The organism is Pseudarthrobacter sp. TE3704, assembly GCF_056279405.1.
The window spans coordinates 303,891-325,850 of sequence record NZ_JBWCCJ010000003.1 but is presented as its reverse complement, the minus strand read 5'-3'; the positions used below and the strand labels follow the sequence as shown (position 1 = coordinate 325,850).

20 protein-coding genes are annotated in these 21,960 nt (G+C 64.1%); 17 read left to right on the top strand and 3 right to left on the bottom strand.

Annotation, left to right across the window (positions count from 1 at the left end; translation table 11 throughout):
- From ACZ9BC_RS09235 to ACZ9BC_RS09200, 8 genes are all read left to right on the top strand, one after another.
- Nucleotides 1–852, top strand: a complete 852-nt coding sequence (locus ACZ9BC_RS09235; protein WP_476245665.1) for an ABC transporter permease — start codon at nt 1–3, stop codon at nt 850–852.
- A complete protein-coding gene (locus ACZ9BC_RS09230) occupies nt 849–1,607 on the top strand; it encodes an ABC transporter permease (RefSeq protein WP_430227422.1) in 759 nt (252 codons plus the stop codon). The genes ACZ9BC_RS09235 and ACZ9BC_RS09230 overlap by 4 nt, the downstream gene beginning before the upstream one ends.
- Nucleotides 1,608–1,616: 9 nt before the next feature.
- Nucleotides 1,617–2,462 carry an ABC transporter ATP-binding protein gene (locus ACZ9BC_RS09225; RefSeq protein ID WP_476245664.1) on the top strand — a complete coding sequence of 282 codons (846 nt, stop codon included), beginning with the start codon at nt 1,617–1,619 and terminating at the stop codon, nt 2,460–2,462.
- An 82-nt stretch (nt 2,463–2,544) separates the two neighbouring features.
- Complete coding sequence (locus ACZ9BC_RS09220) at nt 2,545–3,741, top strand: CaiB/BaiF CoA transferase family protein (RefSeq protein ID WP_476245663.1); 1,197 nt, start codon at nt 2,545–2,547, stop codon at nt 3,739–3,741.
- 48 nt (nt 3,742–3,789) lie between these two features.
- Nucleotides 3,790–4,950, top strand: a complete 1,161-nt coding sequence (locus ACZ9BC_RS09215; RefSeq protein WP_476245662.1) for an acyl-CoA dehydrogenase family protein — start codon at nt 3,790–3,792, stop codon at nt 4,948–4,950.
- A gap of 12 nt (nt 4,951–4,962) precedes the next feature.
- Nucleotides 4,963–6,432, top strand: a complete 1,470-nt coding sequence (locus tag ACZ9BC_RS09210; protein ID WP_476245661.1) for an aldehyde dehydrogenase family protein — start codon at nt 4,963–4,965, stop codon at nt 6,430–6,432.
- Nucleotides 6,419–7,342 carry a 3-hydroxyacyl-CoA dehydrogenase family protein gene (locus tag ACZ9BC_RS09205; RefSeq protein ID WP_476245660.1) on the top strand — a complete coding sequence of 308 codons (924 nt, stop codon included), beginning with the start codon at nt 6,419–6,421 and terminating at the stop codon, nt 7,340–7,342. Before ACZ9BC_RS09210 ends, ACZ9BC_RS09205 begins: the two co-directional genes overlap by 14 nt.
- Nucleotides 7,339–8,616 carry an acetyl-CoA C-acyltransferase gene (locus tag ACZ9BC_RS09200; RefSeq protein ID WP_476245659.1) on the top strand — a complete coding sequence of 426 codons (1,278 nt, stop codon included), beginning with the start codon at nt 7,339–7,341 and terminating at the stop codon, nt 8,614–8,616. Before ACZ9BC_RS09205 ends, ACZ9BC_RS09200 begins: the two co-directional genes overlap by 4 nt.
- A gap of 58 nt (nt 8,617–8,674) precedes the next feature.
- Here ACZ9BC_RS09200 and ACZ9BC_RS09195 read toward each other — a convergent pair whose 3' ends face one another.
- Together ACZ9BC_RS09195 and ACZ9BC_RS09190 are read right to left on the bottom strand one after the other, a co-directional pair.
- Entirely contained in the window at nt 8,675–9,724 is a 1,050-nt protein-coding gene (locus ACZ9BC_RS09195; RefSeq protein WP_476245658.1) for an MBL fold metallo-hydrolase, read from the bottom strand.
- Entirely contained in the window at nt 9,724–11,097 is a 1,374-nt protein-coding gene (locus ACZ9BC_RS09190) for an MFS transporter (RefSeq protein WP_476245657.1), read from the bottom strand. Before ACZ9BC_RS09190 ends, ACZ9BC_RS09195 begins: the two co-directional genes overlap by 1 nt.
- 164 nt (nt 11,098–11,261) lie before the next feature.
- On the opposite strand from ACZ9BC_RS09190, the gene ACZ9BC_RS09185 reads away from it, so the two are divergent.
- From ACZ9BC_RS09185 to dmpG, 7 genes are all read left to right on the top strand, one after another.
- Nucleotides 11,262–11,960, top strand: a complete 699-nt coding sequence (locus ACZ9BC_RS09185) for an IclR family transcriptional regulator (RefSeq protein ID WP_476245656.1) — start codon at nt 11,262–11,264, stop codon at nt 11,958–11,960.
- A gap of 150 nt (nt 11,961–12,110) precedes the next feature.
- Nucleotides 12,111–12,980, top strand: coding sequence for an alpha/beta fold hydrolase (locus ACZ9BC_RS09180; RefSeq protein WP_476245655.1), 870 nt, complete (start codon nt 12,111–12,113; stop codon nt 12,978–12,980).
- A 51-nt stretch (nt 12,981–13,031) separates the two neighbouring features.
- The gene (locus tag ACZ9BC_RS09175; protein WP_476245654.1) at nt 13,032–14,747 is read left to right on the top strand and encodes a bifunctional 3-(3-hydroxy-phenyl)propionate/3-hydroxycinnamic acid hydroxylase; all 1,716 of its coding nucleotides are present in this window, start codon (nt 13,032–13,034) and stop codon (nt 14,745–14,747) included.
- The gene (locus ACZ9BC_RS09170; RefSeq protein ID WP_476245653.1) at nt 14,716–15,654 is read left to right on the top strand and encodes a 3-carboxyethylcatechol 2,3-dioxygenase; all 939 of its coding nucleotides are present in this window, start codon (nt 14,716–14,718) and stop codon (nt 15,652–15,654) included. Before ACZ9BC_RS09175 ends, ACZ9BC_RS09170 begins: the two co-directional genes overlap by 32 nt.
- Nucleotides 15,654–16,460: a 2-keto-4-pentenoate hydratase gene (locus tag ACZ9BC_RS09165; protein WP_476245652.1), complete on the top strand. Its 807-nt coding sequence runs from the start codon at nt 15,654–15,656 to the stop codon at nt 16,458–16,460. The genes ACZ9BC_RS09170 and ACZ9BC_RS09165 overlap by 1 nt, the downstream gene beginning before the upstream one ends.
- 10 nt (nt 16,461–16,470) lie before the next feature.
- Nucleotides 16,471–17,409, top strand: coding sequence for an acetaldehyde dehydrogenase (acetylating) (locus ACZ9BC_RS09160; RefSeq protein ID WP_476245651.1), 939 nt, complete (start codon nt 16,471–16,473; stop codon nt 17,407–17,409).
- 2 nt (nt 17,410–17,411) lie between these two features.
- A complete protein-coding gene (gene dmpG / locus ACZ9BC_RS09155) occupies nt 17,412–18,443 on the top strand; it encodes a 4-hydroxy-2-oxovalerate aldolase (protein ID WP_476245650.1) in 1,032 nt (343 codons plus the stop codon).
- Nucleotides 18,444–18,524: 81 nt separating this feature from the next.
- Here the strand turns inward: dmpG and ACZ9BC_RS09150 are convergent, their stop codons facing one another.
- Entirely contained in the window at nt 18,525–19,511 is a 987-nt protein-coding gene (locus ACZ9BC_RS09150) for an aldo/keto reductase (RefSeq protein ID WP_476245649.1), read from the bottom strand.
- Nucleotides 19,512–19,841: 330 nt separating this feature from the next.
- On the opposite strand from ACZ9BC_RS09150, the gene ACZ9BC_RS09145 reads away from it, so the two are divergent.
- Together ACZ9BC_RS09145 and ACZ9BC_RS09140 are read left to right on the top strand one after the other, a co-directional pair.
- On the top strand, nt 19,842–20,918 hold the full coding sequence (locus ACZ9BC_RS09145; protein WP_476245981.1) for a response regulator: 1,077 nt from the start codon (nt 19,842–19,844) through the stop codon (nt 20,916–20,918).
- A 179-nt stretch (nt 20,919–21,097) separates the two neighbouring features.
- Nucleotides 21,098–21,958, top strand: coding sequence for a phosphatidylinositol-specific phospholipase C/glycerophosphodiester phosphodiesterase family protein (locus tag ACZ9BC_RS09140; RefSeq protein WP_476245648.1), 861 nt, complete (start codon nt 21,098–21,100; stop codon nt 21,956–21,958).
- Nucleotides 21,959–21,960: the final 2 nt, after the last annotated feature.

Sequence of the window (21,960 nt, the reverse complement as noted above, 5' to 3'; positions counted from 1 at the left end):
ATGACGGCGAACAGTAAATCGGCCGTCCTGGCCGGTGCCCGGATGAAAGCCAGGAAGGGCAACCCAGCTGCGGCAGGGCGGAGACGGGTTGGCTTCGGTCTTAAACTCGTTGCCATCGGCGCGGTACTGCTCATCTGGCAGCTCCTCTCTGTGAGCCCGATTGTGAACAGTGGCAGCCTCCCCGGTCCGGTGACCGTTTTCTCGGCGCTGGTCGGACTTTGGGGTACGAGTGGATACTGGACTGCCATCGGCACCACATTGCAGGTATGGGCCATTGGATTGGCACTGTGCGCGCTGATCGGGATCCCGGCCGGGCTGCTGATTGGGGTTTCCGTGCGCGCCACCCAAAGCACCCGGTGGGTCATCGACTTTTTTCGGACCATTCCAACTATCGCCCTGCTGCCCCTGGTTCTCCTGCTCTTTGGAGCGACAAGCAGGATGGAAATCACCATGATCGTCCTGGCCGCGGTATGGCCGCTGCTCATCCAGTCGATGTACGCGGCCAAACAGGTCGAACCACTGCTGAAGTGGGTTGTCCGCGTGTTTCGCATTTCCACCCTGGACCGGTTGCGTTTTCTCTGGGCACCGAGCGTCACCCTGCTCGTCTCCACCGGGATGCGGCTCGCGGCAACGATGGCCCTGCTCATGACCATCGCCGCAGAATACATCGGCGGAGCGCCCGGACTCGGACTGGAACTTTCCCACATGGAACAGGCCTTTAAACGCCCGGAGGTCTTCGCTTATGCCATCACCGCAGGCCTGATCGGTCTTTCGATTAACTCGGCCCTGGTTCTGTTCCAGCGCCGGGTGCTCTGGTGGCACCCTATTATTCGAGGGGAGCGTTCTGAATGAAACGCCTCGCGTCACTTGCCTGGGAAATCTGGCTCCCGTTCGTCCTCATCGTCCTCTGGCTCGTTTTGTCCTCCGGCAGCAAGTCCTTCTACTTCCCACCGCTGGCCAAAATCCTTGAGACCGTGAACCAACTCTGGTTCTTCGATGGGATCATCGAGAACCTGCTTCCGAGCCTGTCACGGATCCTGACAGGATTCGGACTGGCCCTAATAGTTGGCGTCGTTGGGGGAATCCTGCTGGGACTCCTGCCCCGCTTCGAGGAAGCGATCCGGCCGCTCCTGGAGTTCCTTCGTTCCACCCCCGGCGTTGCGCTGCTGCCGATCGCCATCATCTTCCTCGGCATCGGCGACGGAATGAAAGTCTTCATGATAGCCCTTGCCTCCATGTGGCCAATCCTGCTGAACACCATCGACGGCGTGCGTTCAGTAGAGCCCGTGCTGCTCAGGATGGCCAGCAGCTACCGCATCCCGCTCAAGGACAAGATTCGATTCATTTACGTCCCCAACGCGGCACCGCAAATTTTCGCCGGTGCACGGGTAGCCCTCGCCATCGCTGCTGTAGTCATGGTGGTGACCGAGATGATCGGTTCCCCAGGCGGCATCGGCTATTTCATTCTCGATTCCCAGCGCACCTTCAAAGTACTGAATATGTGGTCGGGCATCGTGATGCTCGGCGTGCTGGGATATCTCCTCAATTTCGGATTCCGACTGGTGGAAGCCCGGGTCCTCGACTGGCACAACAAGAAAAACGCTTAGGAGCCTGACATGACCAACTCTGAAACCCCCCTCGCGGGCCACGCCCCTGCGCAAACGGACGAACTGCTCGTCGTAGAACACCTGGGCAAGAGCTTCGGCGATCATCAGGTACTCGGCGACATCAACGTTGCGGTCCGTGCAGGTGAGTTCATGTGTATCGTCGGGCCCTCCGGCGCCGGAAAGACGACCCTCCTGCAGTGCCTGTCCGGACTTACCAACCCGACAAAGGGGAAGGTCTTACTTCGGGGCCGGGAGATCACGGAACCGCCCGCAGAGATGGCGATCGTCTTTCAGGACTACTCGCGGTCACTGATGCCATGGCTGTCGGTCATTGACAACGTCATGCTTCCGCTGCGCTCAGCCGTAAAGGACAAGGCCAAGCGTAAGGACAAGGCAATGGAAGCGCTTGTGGAGGTCGGACTCAAGGATCATGTGGACAAGTACCCGTGGCAGCTCTCCGGCGGCATGCAGCAGCGTGTTGCCATCGCCCGTGCACTGGCCTACGCGCCCGCGATCGTGCTCATGGATGAGCCGTTCGCCTCCGTGGATGCCCAGACCCGAGGGGACCTCGAGGACCTGACCCTGAAGCTGAAGAACCACCTTGGGATCACTATTGTGCTCGTCACCCATGACATCGATGAAGCCGTCTACCTCGCAGACCGCGTATTGGTCCTGGGCAAGAAGCCCACCCAGGTTGTTGACCTCATCGAAACGCACCTGGGGGAGCAACGTGACCAGATCACGACCAAGGCAACGCGCGAATTCGCGGATCTCCGCACGCGGGTGTACCAGGAAATCCGGCATGGGGATATTCCCAGTTCCGCTGGGTCTGTAGCTGCACCGGCAGCCAGCTAGGACCATTGTCCATCGCCGCGACCGGCAAATGTTGAAAGGAACCCTGTTGCAACCTCACGCTGGGCCGCGCCCAAATTCACGCATGCAGCCGTTGGATGGCATAGTCGTCGCCGACTTCTCGCGTGTCCTGGCCGGCCCGTTGGCAACCATGACGCTGGCGGACCTGGGAGCGCGGGTCATCAAGGTCGAACGGCCGGGTGCCGGCGATGATACCCGCAGCTGGGGTCCTCCTTTTTCATCAACCGGAGCAACCTATTTCGAGAGCGTGAACCGTAACAAGGAATCAATATGCCTGGATCTGACGGACCCGGCGGACCAGGAGCTGGCCCGTGAGCTGGCCCGCAGAGCCGATGTCGTCGTGGAAAATTTCAAACCCGGCGGTATGGCCAGGCTGGGCCTGGGCTACCCTAAGCTGGCAGCGGAAAACCCAGGCCTGATTTATGTATCGGTCACGGGGTTCGGCAGTGGAGGCGGGGCCGAACTGCTTGGATACGACTTTGTGGTCCAGGCATTGGGAGGCCTTATGAGTATCACCGGGCAGCCCGACGAGGATCCCACCAAGGTCGGTGTGGCACTCGTGGACGTCCTGACTGCCAAGGACGCAACCATTGGGGTGCTGGCCGCGCTTAACGAACGCAACCGGTCCGGTAAAGGGGCCCTGGTAGAAGTCAACCTGCTCTCAAGCTTGCAGGGTGCCTTGGCGAACCAGGGCCAAAGCTTCCTGGGGGCCGGGATGGTGCCTGCCAGGATGGGAAACGATCATCCCTCTATCGTCCCTTACCAGCTCCTTCAATGTGCGGACGGGCCGCTGGCGGTTGCCTGCGGGAACGATGGCCAGTTCGTCAAGCTTTGCCAGGCGCTCGGCCTAAGGGATCTGCCTGCGGACGCGCGTTTTCAGACCAACAATGACCGGGTCCGTCACCGCGTGGAACTGATCCCGCTGCTCGAAGATGCTCTGGGACGTTTCGGCGCCCAATATTGGCAGGACACCCTCAACCGGGTAGGTGTCCCCGCCGGGCAGGTGGCCACGATCAAAGAGTCTTTGGAGTTCGCGGAATCGCTGGGACTGGAACCGACAATTCCGGTCCATGATGCAAGCGGCCGGATCATGGGGCAACAAATCCGTCACCCCATCACTTGGACGCCGTCTTTGGCCGAACGCCGTTCAGCGCCTCCGGCCTTGGGTGAGCACAGCGATGCAGTGCGCCAATGGCTGAGCCGTCCCGGGGAAGGCACCAGCCCCAGCCCTTCAAGGCCGGAAGAACCCGCCGGGGCATGACCCTGATTCGCCAACAAACACTCACATTCGTCGCATCAAAAGGAAGTTATGACTGACTCTGCAGACCTGCTCAACTTCGACGCACTCCTGACTCAGGACGAGATTGCGCTCCGGGACACCGTCCGGTCTTTCGTTGACTCGGAGATCAAGCCGAACATCGCCAACTGGTACGAATCCGCCGTGTTCCCGCTGGAGATTGTGCCCGAAATGGCGAAACTGGGACTGCTGGGCATGCATTTGAAGGGCTACGGCTGCGCTGGCCGGTCCGCAGTAGAGTACGGTCTCGCCGGCGCGGAACTGGAAGCGGGCGATTCAGGACTCAGGACCTTCGTCAGCGTCCAGGGTTCCCTCGCCATGAGCGCCATCTACAAGCACGGCTCCGAGGAACAGAAAAAGGAGTGGCTGCCACAGATGGCGGCCGGCGAAGCGATCGGATCCTTCGGCCTGACCGAACCGACTGCCGGGTCCGACCCCGGGGCCATGAAGACTTTCGCCCGTCGCGATGGAGACGACTGGATCATCAACGGTTCAAAACGCTGGATCGGCCTCGCTTCCGTTGCCCGCCTGACCGTCATCTGGGCCCAGACCGAAGACGGCGTCCGCGGCTTTATTGTGCCCACGGACACCCCCGGATTCAGGGCCGCTCCGATTGAGCCGAAACTGTCCATGCGTGCATCCATCCAATGCGACATCGAACTGACAGACGTGCGGCTTCCCGCCGAGGCGATCCTTCCCAACGCCAAGGGTTTGAGGGGGCCTTTCGAGTGCCTGAACGAAGCCCGTTACGGCATCATCTGGGGCGCCATGGGTGCTGCGCGGGACAGCTTCCTCACGGCCCTCGCCTACTCGCAGGAACGCCTGCAGTTCGACAAGCCCCTGGCCGGTTACCAGCTCACCCAGCAAAAACTCGTGGACATGGCCCTGGAAATCAACAAGGGCTTCCTTCTCGCCCTGCACCTGGGCCGGCTGAAGGACGCCGGAGAGCTGGAACCCCACCAGATCTCCGTTGGCAAGCTCAATAACTGCCGGGAAGCCATCCAGATCTGCCGTGACGCCCGCGCCATGCTCGGCGGAAACGGCATCACCCTGGACTATTCCCCGTTGCGTCATGCCAACAACCTCGAGTCCGTTCGCACCTACGAAGGCACCGACGAGGTCCACACCTTGATCCTGGGCAACAAGATCACCGGCCTTCCCGCCTTCCGCTAAGAAAGCAAAAATATGACCGCAACAATCCAGCTCCGGCACCTCATTAACGGGGTCTGGAAAGACGGAACCGGGTCCCCTGTGACCAGCAGCAACCCTGCGCGCCCCACTGAAACGGTCGCCCACGGGCTCCAGGCAGGCGGGTCCGAGGTGGATGGTGCCATGGCCGCTGCCACGGCAGCCAAGCATGGTTGGGCCCGGACCCCGGGTCACGAACGGGGTCTGGTGCTGCTCCGTGCCGCAGCCATCCTGGAGCAATCCGCCGCAGCCCTTGGCCTGGAACTTGCGCAGGAAGAGGGTAAAACCCTGGCCGAAGGTGAGGGTGAAGTTTTACGGGCTGCCCAGATTCTCCGGTATTACGGGAACGACTGCGACCGCGCTGCCGGCGGCATCTACTCCTCGCCAAGGCGGGGAGAGACCATCATGGTGACGCGCAAACCGTTGGGTGTTATTGGCGTAGTCACCCCGTTCAATTTCCCCATTGCAATCCCGGCATGGAAAATCGCTCCGGCACTGGCCTACGGCAACGCCGTGGTGTGGAAACCAGCCAGCACCGTCCCTTTGCTGGCCATGCGGCTCGCGGAAGCGTTGACTTCCGCCGGTCTTCCCTCCGGCGTGCTGAACCTGCTGATCGGTCCGGGTTCGATGGGAAACAGCATCGTTGAACATCCCGCGCTGGACGGTTTGACCTTTACCGGGTCAACCGGGGTAGGGCGAAGCCTCGCGTCCAAGGCCGCAGGCAGGGGAGTGCCCGTGCAGGCAGAAATGGGAGGAAAAAACGCCTCCATCGTGTTGGCCGATGCCGATCTGGACCTGGCCCTGGAACAAGTCATGCTCGGCGCCTTCCGCTCCACGGGACAAAAATGCACAGCCACGTCCCGGCTGATCATCGCCGACGAAATCGCTGATGACTTCCTCACGGAACTGGGGAAACGGGCTGCCGCCCTCGCCGTAGGGGATCCCACTGCACCCGGGACTCAAATGGGCCCGGTGATCAACGAAGCGGCACGCATCTCCATCCAACAGGGAATTGACAATGCCATTACCCAGGGAGCCGACGTCCTGGCCGGCGGTAACCCATACGCCGGTGACCTGTCTGCAGGTTATTTCGTTGCACCAACCGTGTTGGAACTCCAAGGTCACCGCACACAGGACGTATGGACCCAAGAGCTCTTCGGTCCAGTGCTCTCCGTCCGCAGGGCCGGATCAATACAGGAGGCGCTGGACTTGGCTAATGACAGTGAATTTGGCCTCTCTGCCGCACTGTTCACCCAGGATCTGACCACAGCACTGTCCGCGATCGACGAGATCGACGTCGGGATCCTGCACATTAACTCCGAATCCGCCGGCGCTGACCCCCATGTTCCGTTCGGTGGGGCGAAGAAGAGCGGCTATGGACCGAAGGAACAGGGCGAAGCGGCCAAGGAATTCTTCACTCACACCACCACCGTCTACCTGCGTGGAGGCAACAATGCCCGGACCTGAGACAAGCCAGCGGGGGCTTGCGCGCGTCCTTGTTGTGGGCGCAGGCGCAATGGGTTCCCAAATCGCGATGGTCTTCGCTTTGGCCGGACACGACGTCATCCTCCAAGACATAGCCGAATCGGGCCTGGCCACCGCCAGAAACCAGCTCGAGGAGCGCATGGACGCCACCGTGGCGAAGGGCCGCATGACGGCCGGGACCGCCCGGCAAGCATTGGACCGGCTGACCTGCACCACCGATCTGGGCGAGGCGGCATCGTCCGCGGACTTCGTCATCGAGGCTGCCACGGAAAAGTTGGCAATAAAGCAGCACATTTTCGCCGAACTCGACCGGCTCGCCCCACCGCACGCCATCCTTGCCACAAATTCCTCCACCCTTGGCTCCTCAAAGGTCGCCAAGGTGACGCGCAGGCCAGGGCAGGTCTGCAACGTGCACTTCTTCAACCCGGCCCTGGTGATGAAGTGCGTGGAAGTAGTCCGCCACCCGGAAACAACACAAGCCACTGTAGACACCGTCATGGAGCTGGTTCGAACGATCGGCAAACAACCGGTCCTGCTCAGCAGAGAGATCCCCGGCTTCGTGGCCAACCGGCTCATGGGCGTGCTCCGCGACGAAGCATTGAGCCTGCTGGACGCCGGCATTGCCAGCACCGAGGACATTGACACGGCCGCCAGAACAGCGCTGGGGCATCCAATGGGCCCCTTCGAACTGATGGACCTGGTCGGAATCGACGTCAACTGCATGATTGCCGAAGCCATCTATGCAGAAACAGGTAACCCCGCCGACCTGCCGCACCCCATGATCCGTGAAATGTACGAGGCAGGAAGGCTCGGACGCAAAAGCGGAAAGGGCTGGTACGACTACGAAACACCTCAAGACGACAGCAATCACACGACAGGAACAACGTTATGAGCCCAAAACGACGGACTCCCCTTAACCCCGCCGACCGGACCGTTGTCATCGGGGGCGCACGGACTCCATTCGGAAAATTCATGGGCGGGCTCGCCAACTTCTCCGCCGCCGAACTAGGCGGATTCGCCATCCGTGCCGCCCTGGAACGTTCCGCAGTCCCGGCCGAAGCCGTTGACCACGTCATCATGGGACAAGTCCTCACCGCTGGTGCAGGTCAACTCCCTGCCCGCCAAGCCGCCATCCTCGGCGGGATAGGCATGAACGTCCCGGCCACACACGTCAATAAAGTCTGCCTCTCCGGGACCGCGGCCATCGCTGACGCCGACCGGCTCATCCGGACAGGAGCGGCGGAAGTGGTGGTTGCCGGCGGCATGGAATCCATGTCCCAGTCCCCTCATCTTCTCCCGGCATCCAGGCAGGGCAGCCGGTACGGCGATTTCACTGCAGTGGACTCCATGAACCACGACGGGCTGTGGGACGTCTTCACGGACCACTCCATGGGCATGCTAACGGATGAAACCAATGCCAAACCCGGAGGATTCACACGCCGACAGCAGGACGAGTACGCCATCAAGAGCCACCAACGGGCGACCCGCGCGCGAAATGATGGGACGTTCAATAGGGAGATCACAACCGTAAAAGTTCCCCAGCGTCGCGGTGAACCCATCAGTATCAGCCAAGACGAGGGCGTGCGTGAGGACCTGACCCTCGAAGCGCTGGCCCGGCTCCGGCCTGCCTTCAGCCCCGAAGGGACGATCACTGCCGGCACCGCCTCGCCAATTTCAGACGGCGCAGCAGCCCTCGTCCTGATGAGCCGACGAAGTGCCGAAGAACGAGGCCTTGGCTGGATAGCTGAAATCGGATCGTACGCGTCTGTTGCCGGTCCTGATTCGACCCTGCAGAACCAGCCTGCACGAGCTATAGAAGAAGCCGCTTTGCAGGAGGGCCTGGCACCCCACAGCTTCGACCTCATCGAAATAAACGAAGCGTTCGCAGCAGTAGCCCTGGCCAGCAGCACGCCCTGGGCCTTTCAGAGGACAAGGTCAACAGCAGCGGGGGAGCGCTGGCACTCGGACACCCACTCGGCGCATCCGGAGCACGCGTCGTTCTGCACTTGGCGTTGCAGCTCGGACTACGCGGAACAGGGGTCGGCGTCGCCGCTTTGTGCGGTGGAGGCGGCCAGGGTGACGCGCTTATCCTGCATGCACCGAGCAGTGTGCAGAGTGCGAGCACCTGGCATGGCTAGAACAGCAAACGCCGCTCGGACGTTATGAAAAACGCCTTGCCGCTAATGAAGGCCCGCGCCGCCGCCCGCTTCCTTTTGTCCGGCTGCTACCGGTGAACCAGGGAGCTCCGGGCAAAGGAGATCTCGTCAAGGTCATCCGGTACGAGATAGAGCCCGTCGAAGTCTTCGGCCCCGCGCAGCCACGTTTCCTGGGGACTGGTCCCCGGCACCAGATGGTGCAGGGCCAGGGCCTTGGCACCGGCTTCGGTGGCAATCCGGACGCAGTCGGCCACCGAGGTGTGCGCGTTGTTGTGGTGGTCTATCGCCGCCCGAACGGAGTCCGCAGGGACACCCGGCCGGTCGCGGTAGATCCATTCGACGTCGATCGCCTCATGCAGCAGCAGATCGGTTCCGGCGGCCAGCCGTACCAGGTTGCGGCAGGGGCCGGTGTCGCCGGAGATGGTCACGGACCCCTCGGCCGTCTCAAACCGGAAGGCGAAGGCCGGTGCTACGGGTGCATGGCGGACAAGGGTGGCCGTTACGGTCACAAGTTCGTCAGCATAAATCTCGAAGGGTTCCATGTCCGGGGTGGGGTTGCTATTGGGGTGGTATCCGACTCCAGCGGGCACCGTGATGTCTTCGACGTCGAAGAACTCGTAGGGGGAGGGCCGCAGGGTGTCAAAGATCCTGTCATTCAGGTCCGTGGCGTAGCCCTGCAGGATGGATTCGAACAGGGACACCGTTCCGGGAGTTGGCCTGGCCGGGAAAATCGGCTGGGGTGCCTGGTCCGCCCGCTCGGATACCGGCGGCAGCATGCCCCTGTCGCCCGGCCCCAGGACCTTGAGCCGGTCACCCTTGGACAGCTCGTACAACCCAAAGATCGCCAGCGAGCCCAGATCGATCGTGTGGTCCGAATGCAGGTGGGTCAGGAAGATTCCCCTGATGGACGAAAGGCCGATCCCTGCCAGCATCAGTTGACGGCCCACGCCGTGCCCGCAATCAACCAGGTAGGCGCGGTCCCCGACGAGCACGGCGGTGGCGATCCCCGAGCGGCGTCCCGCGCCTTCACCCGTCCACCACATGGGGCCGCCGGCGGTTCCCAGCGTCACTACCCGGGGATTCAGGTCACTGCCCCCGGCTCCAGGGATCCGGCCCATCAGTTTCCTGCCACTGCTGCTGGTGCCGGCTGTGGTTCGTCAGCCCCGGATGAACCAAGGTTTGCCCGGTACGACTCTTTGGTGAGGTAGATGGCTGCTGCACTGATGACGCAGACCACGGCGACCATCACCGAGATGAAGACGGGGTTCCCGCCGCCCATCGCCATCAGGCTTGCCGCGCTCAAAGGTGCCAGGCCGGCGCCCAGCGTGGCGGCAAGCTGGTATCCCAGCGAGGCACCCGTGTACCGCGCCCCCGTGCCGAACATCTCGCTGATGAAGGCTGCCATGGGCCCGTACATCGATGCCTGGATGAGGGGGTTGCCGATCAGGAACGCGATCAGGACCAGGGCGACGTTTCCGGATGCGAGCATCTGGAAAATCGGGAAGGCGAGGACTGCGCCGGCGATGGCACCTGTAACCATGACCGGCCGGCGGCCGACGCGGTCGGACAGGATGGCGAAGAGCGGGATAGTGAAGATGTGCAAGAACGTTGCAACCGCGTGCATCAACAGCACGGTTGTCTGCGCCACCCCGGTCTGGACGGCCATGGTGATGGCGAAGGTGGCCAGCAGCCCCTGGAACACAAAGGCTGCGGAGCCGCCCAGGGCGGCGAGCACAACATTTTTCGGGTAGCGGCGCAGCACCAGAAGCAGCGGTGACTTGCCCTTTTTCTTCGGTTCCAGCTTCTTTGCCTGCTGTGCAGCGGCAAAGAGGGGACTTTCGGTGACCTTAAGGCGCACGAACATCCCGACGAGGAGCAGCACTGCACTGAACAGGAACGGCACACGCCAGCCCCAGGTCAGGAAGTCCTCCTTGGGCAGGGTGGAGAAGCCCGTCATGATCAGCGTGGCGAGCAGAGCGCCGGACGGGCCGCCCATGTGCGTGACGCTGGCGGCGAAACCGCGGCGTTCCGTCTTGGAATGTTCGAGTGACATGAGGGCGGCTCCGCCCCATTCGCCGCCGACAGCCAGGCCCTGAACGAGCCGCAGAAAGATCAGCAGCAGGGGAGCAACGACGCCGATCTGGTCGTAGGTGGGCAGCAACCCGATCAGGGTGCTCGCCACGCCCATGAGCGACATGGTGATGATCAGCATCGATTTGCGGCCCACCTTGTCACCAAAGTGGCCGAAGATGATGCCGCCAAGGGGACGGGACAGGTATCCGACAGCCAAGGTGCCGAAGGATGCGATGGTGGCAACCACCGGAGTCATGTTGGCGAAGAAAATCTGTCCGAAAACCAGGCTGGCGGCGATGCCATAGAGGAGAAAGTCGTAGAACTCCACCACGCTGCCGAGGTAGCTGGAGAAAAGGACTCGGCGCATTTGCTTTCGGTAGGCCGCCTCAGAGGAGACGGCTGCGGGAGAGCTGGTCATAGGGGGTCTGCCTTTGGCTGGAGGAGAATGAGAAGGAAGTTTGTGTAAATAACGCTTGTTAACGAGCGATAATGTAATAACCATAGTGATCGGGCTCACCCCCGCTGTCAAGATGAGGTCTCGGCGGAGCCGGTCCATCCACTCAAATCACTAGGATGGTCTTCGTGACCGACGAACCCGCGGCGCCCGCCTCACGCACGGCCGGCTCCCAGACCCTGGCCCGGGGCCTTTCCGTGCTGAAGATGATCGCTGCCTCCAGGCAGGGGATGGCGATCCAGGACGTCGCCGACCAGCTCGGGGTCCACCGGACCATCGCGTACCGGATCCTGAACACCCTCAGTGACAGCGCCCTGATCCACCGTGGTGACGACAATCGGTACCGCGGCGCCTCAGGTCTTCTCGCCCTTGCCGGTGCTGCCCATTCCGCGATGCGTGCGGCAGCCCTGCCGGTCCTGACTGAACTGGCGGAACAGCTTCAGCAGACGGTGTCCCTGCTGGTGAAGGAGGGGTCCGACGCTGTGGCGCTTGCCGTCGTCGAGCCCCGGAACCTCACGTACCGGATTTCGTTCAGCGAAGGCAGCCGCCACCCGCTGAACCGAGGAGCTGCCGGCCATGCCATCAGTTCCTGCGCCACCCCCGCCGAGAATGAGGCGGAGCCGGTGCGCGAGGCGCGGGCCAAGGGCTACTCACTGACGTACGGCGAGGTTGAGCCGAACATGTTCGGCCTCGCCGCGCCGATCCAGGGGGAATCCGTGGGAAGTGCCGCCTGCGTCAATCTCATCACCACCCGCAAGGAGCTGGCCGAGAGCGCCATTCCCGCGATCATCGAAGCGGCCGCCCGCATAGCCAGCCGCCTGGCCTAAGGACTCTCCCCGGCCTGCTGCGGGGCCCGCGTCCATCACCGCAATTCCCTTCCAGCGTTGACAGACCTTCTGTCCGCGTGCTGTGATGTTAGCCATATCGTGCATTTATCGCTTACAAGCGAGCGTTATTTACAACATAGAAGGAAAGCTATGACGAACCGCCCCTACACAAGCGTCTGGTCAGACCTGGCCCAGACCGAGTTCAGCCAGGGTTTCATCCAGGCAGGCCCCTACCGCACCCGGTATCTGCATGCGGGTGACTCGTCCAAGCCAACGCTCATCGCCATGCATGGCATCACCGGTCACGCAGAGGCGTACGTGCGGAACCTGAAGGCGCTGTCCGAGCACTTCGACGTGTGGGCCATCGACTTCATCGGCCACGGGTACAGCGACAAGCCGGACCACCCCTTGGAAATTCGGCACTACATCGACCAGCTCCTGGGCTTTATGGAGGCCATCGGCGCCGAAAAGTCGTACCTCACCGGGGAGTCCCTGGGCGGTTGGGTCACGGCCCGGTTTGCGATCGACTACCCGGAAAAGGTGGAACGGATCCTGCTGAACACCATGGGCGGAACGATGGCTAATCCGGTGGTGATGGAGCGGCTCTACACGCTGTCCGTGGAAGCGGCCAAGGACCCGTCCTGGGAGCGGGTCAAGACCCGGCTCGAATGGCTCATGGCCGACCCCGCCATGGTCACCGATGACCTCATCCGCACCCGCCAGGCCATCTTCCAGCAGCCGGGCTGGCTCAAGGCCTGCCAGGCCAACATGGCCCTGCAGGACCTCGAAACCCGGAAGCGGAACATGCTCACGGATGAGGCGCTGGGTCAGATCAAGGCGCCGGCGCTGGTGCTCTGGACCACCAAGGACCCCTCCGGCCCGGTGGACGAGGGCCGCCGCATTGCCGGGCTCATTCCCAACGGGGAACTCGCCGTTATGGAGAACTGCGGCCACTGGCCCCAGTACGAAGACCCGGAAACGTTCAACCGCATCTTCCTCGACTTCATGCTCGCCCGCTGAGCACACCAGCTTGCCTGCCCATTCTGCGCACCCATAGAACAGAGAACCACCATGGAGTTTGACACCGACGTACTGGTGATCGGCGCGGGCCCCGTCGGCCTGATGCTCACCAACCTTTTGGGCACCTACGGCCAAAACGTGACCCTGCTCGAGGCACTGCCCGAACTGATCGACTACCCGCGCGGGGTAGGGATCGATGATGAGTCGCTTCGGACGGTCCAGACCGCCGGGCTCACCGATACCGTCCTGCCCCACACCACACCCCAGCACATCATGCGGCTGGTCAACGGCAAGGGTCGGGTCCTCACCCACAATGCGCCCACGACTGACGAATTCGGCTGGCCCCGCAAGAACGCCTTCATCCAGCCCCTGGTGGACCAGGCGATGCTTGAGGGACTGTCCCGGCACGCCACCGTGGACGTCCGGTTCAACCACGAAGTCCTCTCGCTGCGGGAAACCGACGACGGCGTCCTGGCCACGATCAACGTCAAGGGCGACGACGGCACGACGGAACTGAAGCAGATCCACGCCAAGTATGTGGTGGGCTGTGAAGGCGGCCGCTCCGCCACCCGGCTGTGGATGGGGGTCCTCTTCGACGGAAAATCCCCCTCCACCCGCTGGCTCGTGGTGGACGTCAACAACGACCCGCTCGGCACTCCCAACGTCTTCCTCGGCGCGGACCCGAAACGCCCCTACGTCTCCATCGGGCTGCCGCACGCCATCCGGCGCTGGGAATTCATGCTGTTCGACGGCGAGACCGACGCCATGGTGACCGACCCGGACTTCGTCAATGCCCTGCTCGCAGAGCACGTACCGGATCCGGCCGGCCTGGACTTCATCCGCCGCCGCGTCTACACCCACCACGCCCGGATCGCCAGCTCCTTCCGCCGCGGCAAGGTCCTGATCGCCGGTGATGCAGCCCACCTTATGCCCGTCTGGATGGGCCAGGGCTGGAACTCCGGAGTCCGCGACGCCACCAACCTGGCCTGGAAGCTCGCCACCATCCTCAGGGGCCAGGCCACCGATGATCTCCTGGACACCTACGACGTCGAACGCCGCGACCATGCCAAAGCAATGATCGACTTGTCCCTCACCCTGGGCAACGTCATCAAGGTGACCCAACCGGCCATGGTTGCGTCGCGCGACGCCATCGCTGCGGGCCTGAACCTTTTTCCCCAAGTGAAGTCCTACTTCTCCGACATGAAATTCAAGCCCATGCCCCGGTACACCCGCGGCGTCGTGGTGGACCCCACGAGCCACAAACCCGGCTCCGCCCTCGCCAAGCTCACCAGCAAACTGATCCCCACACGCACGGCCAACATCCAGGTCTCCCCGGTGGGCGTCCAGTTCCCGCAACCGCGCGTCACCACCAAGACGGAGTCCAACATCCTGCTGGATGAGGTCACCGGGAAATGGTGGACCGTGCTGGTCTGGGGGAACAACCCCAAGGACGTGTTCTCCGACTCTGATCTGGCCAGGCTCGGCGAGCTCGGCGCACAACTGGTCTGCCTCGTCCCCGAGAGCCAGCGCACCTGGTGCGAGGAGCGCTACCCGGCAGACGTCATCGTCGTCGGTGACACCACCGGCCGCCTGAAGAAGTGGTTCGACGACCGCCCCACCCCTGTCGTGTTTGTCCGTCCTGACCGCTTCGTCGCTGGGGCCTGCCTCACCCAGGACGCCCCCAAAACCCTCGACGGCATTCTCGCCGCAATGTCTTTCAAGGAAGGAGTAAGCAATGACGCTCGCACTCGTCTCCATGTCGCATAGCCCCCTACTGGAGGTGACCGACCCGCCGGAGGACATCCAGCGGGACGTCGACGCCGCCTTCGCCGTGGCCCGCCGGTTCGTGGAGGACTTCAACCCGGACCTGGTGGTCTCCTTCGCGCCGGACCATTACAACGGCTTCTTCTACGAGCTCATGCCCCCCTTCTGCATTGGGTATGAGGCCGTCAGCGTAGGTGATTACGGCAGCGAGGAAGGCCCGCTGAACGTCCCCACCGGCATCGCCAAGGACCTGGCGCAAGCCGTCATCGACGCCGACCTCGACGCCGCCATCTCCCTCAAGATGGAGATCGACCACGGCGCGGTGCAGCCGCTCGAGGTGCTCTTCGGCTCCATCGCCGCGAAACCGGTGATCCCGATCTTCGTCAACTCGGTGGCGCCGCCCTTCGCGTCCATGCGCCGCGTGCGGCAGCTGGGCACCGCCGTCGGGAACTACCTCAAGACCCTGGACCAGAAGGTCCTCATCATCGGCTCCGGCGGACTGTCCCACGACCCGCCGGTGCCCCAGATCGCCACGGCCACACCAGAGCAGAAGGCGATGCTGCTCAACGGCCGGCACCCCACCGCCGCGGCACGGGACGCCCGCCAGCAACGGGTCATCGACACGGCCGCAGCCTTCGCGAAGGGCGAGGCGACCATCATGGACCTGAACCCGGAATGGGACCGTGAGTTCCTGTCCATCATCGCCTCCGGCGAGCTGGAAAAACTGGACACCTGGACAGCAGCGGAAATGGCGGCCACCGCAGGCAACTCCGCCCATGAGGTCCGGAACTGGGTTGCAGCCTACAACGCGCTGCGCGCGGCCGGCGAGTACATCGTCACCTCGGAGTACTACCGTCCCATCCCTGAGTTCATCGCAGGCTTCGGCGTGACGACGGCGGTGGTGAAGTGATGACCTCCACCACGCAGTCTTCCCGCACCCCTGCCTTGGACGCGTTCGCAACCGAACTCCTGGAAGCCACCGCCTCCAAGGTCCCCGTAGCCCCCCTGCGGAACCGGTTCGACGGCATGACCCTAACTGATTCCTACCAGGTCCAGACCGCCCAGCTCGAGCACCATATTGCAGCGGGCAGGGTACTGGCAGGCCGCAAGGTGGGCCTGACCTCCCTGGCCATGCAGCAGCAACTCGGCGTGGACTCCCCGGACTTCGGGTTCTTCTTCGACGACATGGTCCACCACGACGGCGACAGGGTCTCCGCATCCTCGTTCATCCAGCCCAAGGTCGAGCCCGAGTTCGGCTTTGTGCTGAAGGAGGCTTTGCAGGGGCCCGGCGTCACGCTGGAACAGGCAGCCGCCGCGATTGGCGCCGTCTACCCGGCCATCGAAATCATCGACTCCCGCATCACCGACTGGGACATCAAGCTCGTGGACACGGTGGCGGACAACGCCTCCTGCGGCGCCATTGTGGTGGGCTCAACACCGCTCGACGTCGATCCCGCCGACCTGCTGGACGTCAGCTGTGCGCTGGTGATCGACGGCGGCGTCACCGGCTCCGGGACGGGTGCAGATGTGATGGGGGACCCCATCGCCCCGCTCGCCTGGCTGGCCAACGTGCTTGGTGAGCAGGGCGTGGCGCTGGACGCCGGGCAGCTGATCCTCCCTGGCTCGTTCACCAAAGCCGAGCCGGTCACTGCCGGAAGCACCGCCGTCGCGGATTTCGGTCCGCTGGGCTCATTGACTATCCACTTCACCAAATAAGGACCCTTCCATGGCCAAGAAAACCGCCGCGATCGTCGGCTCAGGCAATATCGGCACCGACCTGATGTTCAAAATCATGCGCCGCAGCACCAACCTCGAGGTCAAATACATGATCGGCGTGGACCCGGCCTCGGACGGACTCGCCCGTGCCGGCCGCCTCGGCATCACCACCTCGGCTGAGGGCGTCGACTGGCTCCTGGCCCAGGACGACCTCCCCGACTTCGTCTTCGAATGCACCTCGGCCAAGGCCCACGAAGCCAACGCCCCCAAGTACAAGGCCGCCGGGATCCACGCGATCGACCTGACCCCGGCCGCCGTCGGCCCGTACCTGTGCCCGGTGGTGAACCTGGACGCCCTGGAGGATGTCCTGAACGTCAACATGATCACCTGCGCCGGCCAAGCCACCACCCCCATCGTCGCCGCAATCTCCTCGGTGGTCCCCGTGGACTACGCCGAGATCGTCGCCTCCATCGCCTCCAAGTCCGCCGGCCCTGGAACCCGCGCCAACGTCGACGAATTCACCGAAACCACAGCCAAAGCCCTGGAAGAGGTCGGTGGAGCGAAGCGGGGCAAGGCCATCATCATCATCAACCCGGTGGAGCCGCCCATGATCATGCGCAACACCATCTACGCGGCGATCCCCGCAGCCGCCGCGGAACCCGGCGACCTGCAGGACAAGATCCGGGCAGCCATCGACGAGGCCGTCGCCAGGATCCAGGACTACGTCCCCGGATACTCCCTGCGCGTCGAGCCCCAGTTCGATGCTGCCCGCGAGGACTGGAACGGCAACGGACGCGTCGGCGTCTGGGTCCAGGTCAAGGGGGCAGCAGACTACCTCCCCGAATACGCCGGCAACCTGGACATCATCACCGCCGCCGCCACCCGGACAGCCGACCTGCTGGCCGAACGCATGGACGCCGCCGTCCCTTCAACGCCCGTAGGAGCATGACCATGACCTCGACCCAGAACCTCAGCGTCCGGCTGACGGACACCACACTGCGCGACGGCTCCCACGCCATGAGCCACAAATTCACCGAAGCGCACGTCCGCTCCGTGGTCCGTGCCCTGGATGACGCGAACGTCGAAGTCATCGAGGTCACCCACGGCGACGGACTCGGTGGCTCATCCTTCAACTACGGCTTCTCCCTCACCCCGGAACTGGACCTGGTCCGCGCCGCCGTTGACGAAGCGAAAAAGGCCCGGATCGCCGTGCTCATGCTCCCGGGCCTGGGCACCATCCACGACCTGAACCAGGCCCACGACGCCGGCGCCTCCGTGGCCCGCATCGCCACGCACAGCACCGAAGCCGACGTCTCCATCCAGCACTTCCAGCACGCCCGCAAGCTCGGAATGGAAACCGTCGGATTCCTGATGCTCTCCCACCGCACCACGCCGGAGAACCTGGCGAAGCAGGCCAGGATCATGGCCGACGCCGGCTGCCAGTGCGTCTACGTCGTGGACTCTGCCGGAGCCCTGATCCTCGAGGACGTCTCCGACCGGGTCTCCGCCCTCGTCGCCGAACTCGGAAACGACGCGCAGGTTGGCTTCCACGGACACCAGAACCTCAGCTTTGGCGTCGCGAACTCCGTCTACGCCGCGCGCGCGGGGGCCAAGCAGATCGACGGGACCCTTCTCGCCCTCGGCGCCGGAGCGGGCAACTCACCCACCGAAGTCCTCGCCGCCGCCTTCGAACGGCTCAACATCAGTACCGGCGTTGACGTCCACGGCGTTATGGCAGCAGCGGAAGACGTCGTCAAACCCATCATCACCCGCATGCCCATCATGGACCGCGCCTCCATCATGCAGGGCTACGCCGGGGTCTATTCCTCCTTCCTCATCCACGCCGAACGCGCCGCGGAACGCTACGGCGTCCCTGCCTGGCAGATCCTTGAAGAGATCGGCAAGGCAGGCTACGTCGGGGGACAGGAAGACATGATCGTTGACGTCGCTGTCCAACTCGCCGCCGGGGCACGGGTGGCCTGACCGGGCAGCCAGCACGCGCAAGCGAACGACGGCGGGGACCTCCCGCCGTCGGCCGCTTCCGTGTGTGCGCGCTTTAGGCCGTTACCGTCCCACGAGGCCCATGTGCAGGTCGTTGTAGCGGTTCCCCTGCACGCCGATCCGGCTGGCGACAGCATTCAGATCGGCGACTTCATCGGCGGATAACGCCACGGTTGTGGCGGCGGCATTCTCCTCGAGGCGCTCCCGACGGCGAGTCCCGGGGATCGGCACGATCCATGGCTGCTGTGCCAGGAGCCACGCCAGCGCGATTTGTCCGGGGGTGGCGTTCTTGGCGGTGGCCAGTCCGGCGACGTGGTCCACCAGCGCCTGGTTGGCGGCGCGGTTCTCGGCTGTGAAGCGCGGGATGGTGCCGCGGACGTCACCTTCCGCGAACTCTGTGGACGTATCGACGGTTCCGGTGAGGAAGCCCTTGCCGAGCGGGCTGAAAGGTACGAATCCGATCCCGAGTTCCGCCAGCATTGGCAGTACTTCCGGCTCCGGGTCCCGCGTCCAGAGCGAGTACTCGCTCTGGACAGCCGTTACCGGAAAGACGGCATGCGCTGCACGGATGGTGGCAGCCGAGGCCTCGGACAGCCCGAAGTGGCGGACCTTGCCGGTCTGGACGAGTTCGCCTACCGTGCCGGCCACTTCCTCAATCGGCACATTGGGGTCCACGCGGTGCTGGTAGAAGAGGTCGAGCGTGTCGACGCGCAGGCGGCGGAGTGACTCGTCCGCGACGCGTTTGATCCGCTCCGGCGAACTGTCGAGTCCTACGGATTTGCCGTTCTCGATCCGCCACCCGAACTTGGTGGCGATGACTACCTCGTCCCGGACCGGCGCGAGGGCTTCGCCGACGAGCTCCTCGTTGACGAACGGGCCATACACCTCCGCCGTGTCAAAGAAGTTGATGCCCATCCCGACGGCGTCGCGCAGCACCCCGATCATCGCCTGCCGGTCGCCGGGGTTGGGGCCGTAGCTCTGTGACATTCCCATGCAGCCAAGGCCAACAGCCGATACCTGCAGACCTTGCCCAAGTGTCCGTGTGTGCATGAAGTCTCCCTCGTTGATGACGTTGCTGCCGGGGCATGCCCGGCCATCCTCCAGTCAACGTCTTCCCGGGCGCTGATGGGAGTCCCTGTTGTAACGGGTACTGGCAGAGCCCCCCTAAGGCAGCCTCCCGCCGTCGTCCGCACGCCGTTGCCATCCCGGGCCAGCCTGTCCCGTGGGACGATAGGTCCAGCGCGCTGGTGGAGGGCGGCTTCGTGACGATGAACGGGGGGCATCATGACGGTTGATTCGAACTCGAGTGCGCTGGGAGGACTGCGCCACCCTGACATGGAAGCCGCGAACGTTCCCGGCCTGCTGGACAACTCCGGGGCCATGACGGTGCTGGTTGCCGACGACGACGAAGGGTCCCTGCTCGTGGCGAAAGCCGCAGTAGAGAAATCCGGGCATCAGTGCATTGTGGCCGCGGATGGCGACGCCGCATGGCAGCTGTACCAGGAGCGGCGCCCCCAGGTGGTGGTCACCGACCTGATGATGCCCGGGCTGGACGGGTTTGATCTGTGCCGGGCCATCCGGACCGCCGAAACAGGCACTTATACGTACGTCATGCTGCTGACCTCGCACGGCGCCCAGGAGGACGTGCTCGAAGGCATGAGGGCCGGCGCGGACGACTACGTGGCCAAACCGCTGGACCCTTTCGTCCTGCACACCCGCCTGCTGGCCGCCCGGCGGGTCACGGCACTCCACGGTGCCCTGGCAACCGCCCTGGATGAAGCCAGGGACAGCAATGAGCGGCTCGCCGAATTCACCGGCCGGGTCAGCCACGACCTCCGCAACCCGCTGACCTCCATCCTGGGCTACGTCGAGCTGGGTGCCACAGACGCAGAATCGGGCCACCCGGAAGAGGCCGCAGAGTACCTGGAAATCGTCGGCGGCAGCGCGCGGAGGATGCTGTCCATGGTGGAGGAGCTGCTGGCGTTCTCCACCGTCGGCGGGTCCCTCTCCAGATCCCGGCTGTCACTGGCAAGCCTGGTCAGGGACGTCACCGAGGACCTGAGGCTGGGCCTGCAGGAAGCCGGCGCCGTAGTGCACTGTGAGGATTTTATTCTCGACGCCGACGAAAGCCAGCTGCGCGTGGCCCTGCAGAACCTGATCCAGAACGCGGTGGCCTACCGGCGCCCGGGCCTTCCTCCGGTCATCACCGTCAGCGGGCAGGGAGCCGGAGCCGGTGCAGTGGTCCGGGTTGAGGACAACGGCAAGGGGATCGCGGCCACGGACCGGCGCAAGGTAGTCGAACCGCTGGTCCGGCTGCACCGTGCAGGCGACCCCGCCGGCACCGGGCTGGGCCTGGCCACGTGCGCCAGGATCGCTGCCGCACACGGCGGACGGCTGGAGATTTCTCCCGCCCCTGGCGGCGGTACGGCCGTCAGCATCTACCTCGGGGCGCCGTAACGCGGGGATAAGCCTTCGCATGCCGGCCCCCCGCGGCAGGGGATTGGTCCCTTCCAGTTCACCCGCCGGCAAACAACACGTCCTCCGCCGTTCTCCCGCGGCCAGCAGTCTTTTCACGCCCCCCTTCTGCCCGGCGCACCCCAGCCGGGCGGACATCCCCGAGGTACCAGGAGTACTCCGTGTTCGTGAAAAGCACCCTTGCCGCCGTTGCCGTCCTCGCCTCCCTGGCGGGGACGGCCGCAGCACCGGCCCAGGCCGAGGCAACCAAGCCCGCTCCCGTCGTCGTCGGCCAGCCGCTGGCCCAGGCACATGCGCACAACGACTATGAGCATGACCGCCCCCTGTTCGACGCGCTGGAGCACGGCTTCACCAGTGTCGAAGCGGACGTGTGGCTGGTGGACGGCGAGCTGCTGGTGGCCCACGACCTGGAGGACGTCCAGCCCGGCGTCACCCTCGAAAGCCTCTACCTTGACCCGCTGCAGGACCTGGTCCGGAGCCAGCAGGGCCACAGCGTCTACCCACACTGGGACGGCAGCCTGCAGCTCCTGATCGACATCAAGAGCGAAGGCGAGGCCACCTACGCCGCCATCGAGCAGGAACTGGCCGAGCACCGCGACATCATGAGCCGCTACACCAACGGCACCACCAAGACCGGCCCGGTCACCGCCGTCATCAGCGGCAACCGCCCGCTGGCCACCATGCAGGCACAGGAGAAGCGGTTCAGCTTCTACGACGGCCGCTCCGCCGACCTCACCTCCGGCAAGCCCGCCGAACTGATGCCGCTGGTCAGCGACAACTGGACCAGGCTCTTCACGTGGCAGGGCGTCGGACCCATGCCCGAGGCTGAGCGCACCAAGCTGCACGCCTACGTTACCGAGGCCCACGCCAACGGCTACCGCGTCCGCTTCTGGGCCACCCCTGACCAGCCCGGCGCAGCCCGTGACGCGTTGTGGACCGAGCTTGCCGACGCCGGGGTGGACCACATCAACACCGACGACCTCGCCGGACTGCAGCAGTTCCTCACCGCCCACGCGTCCTAAGC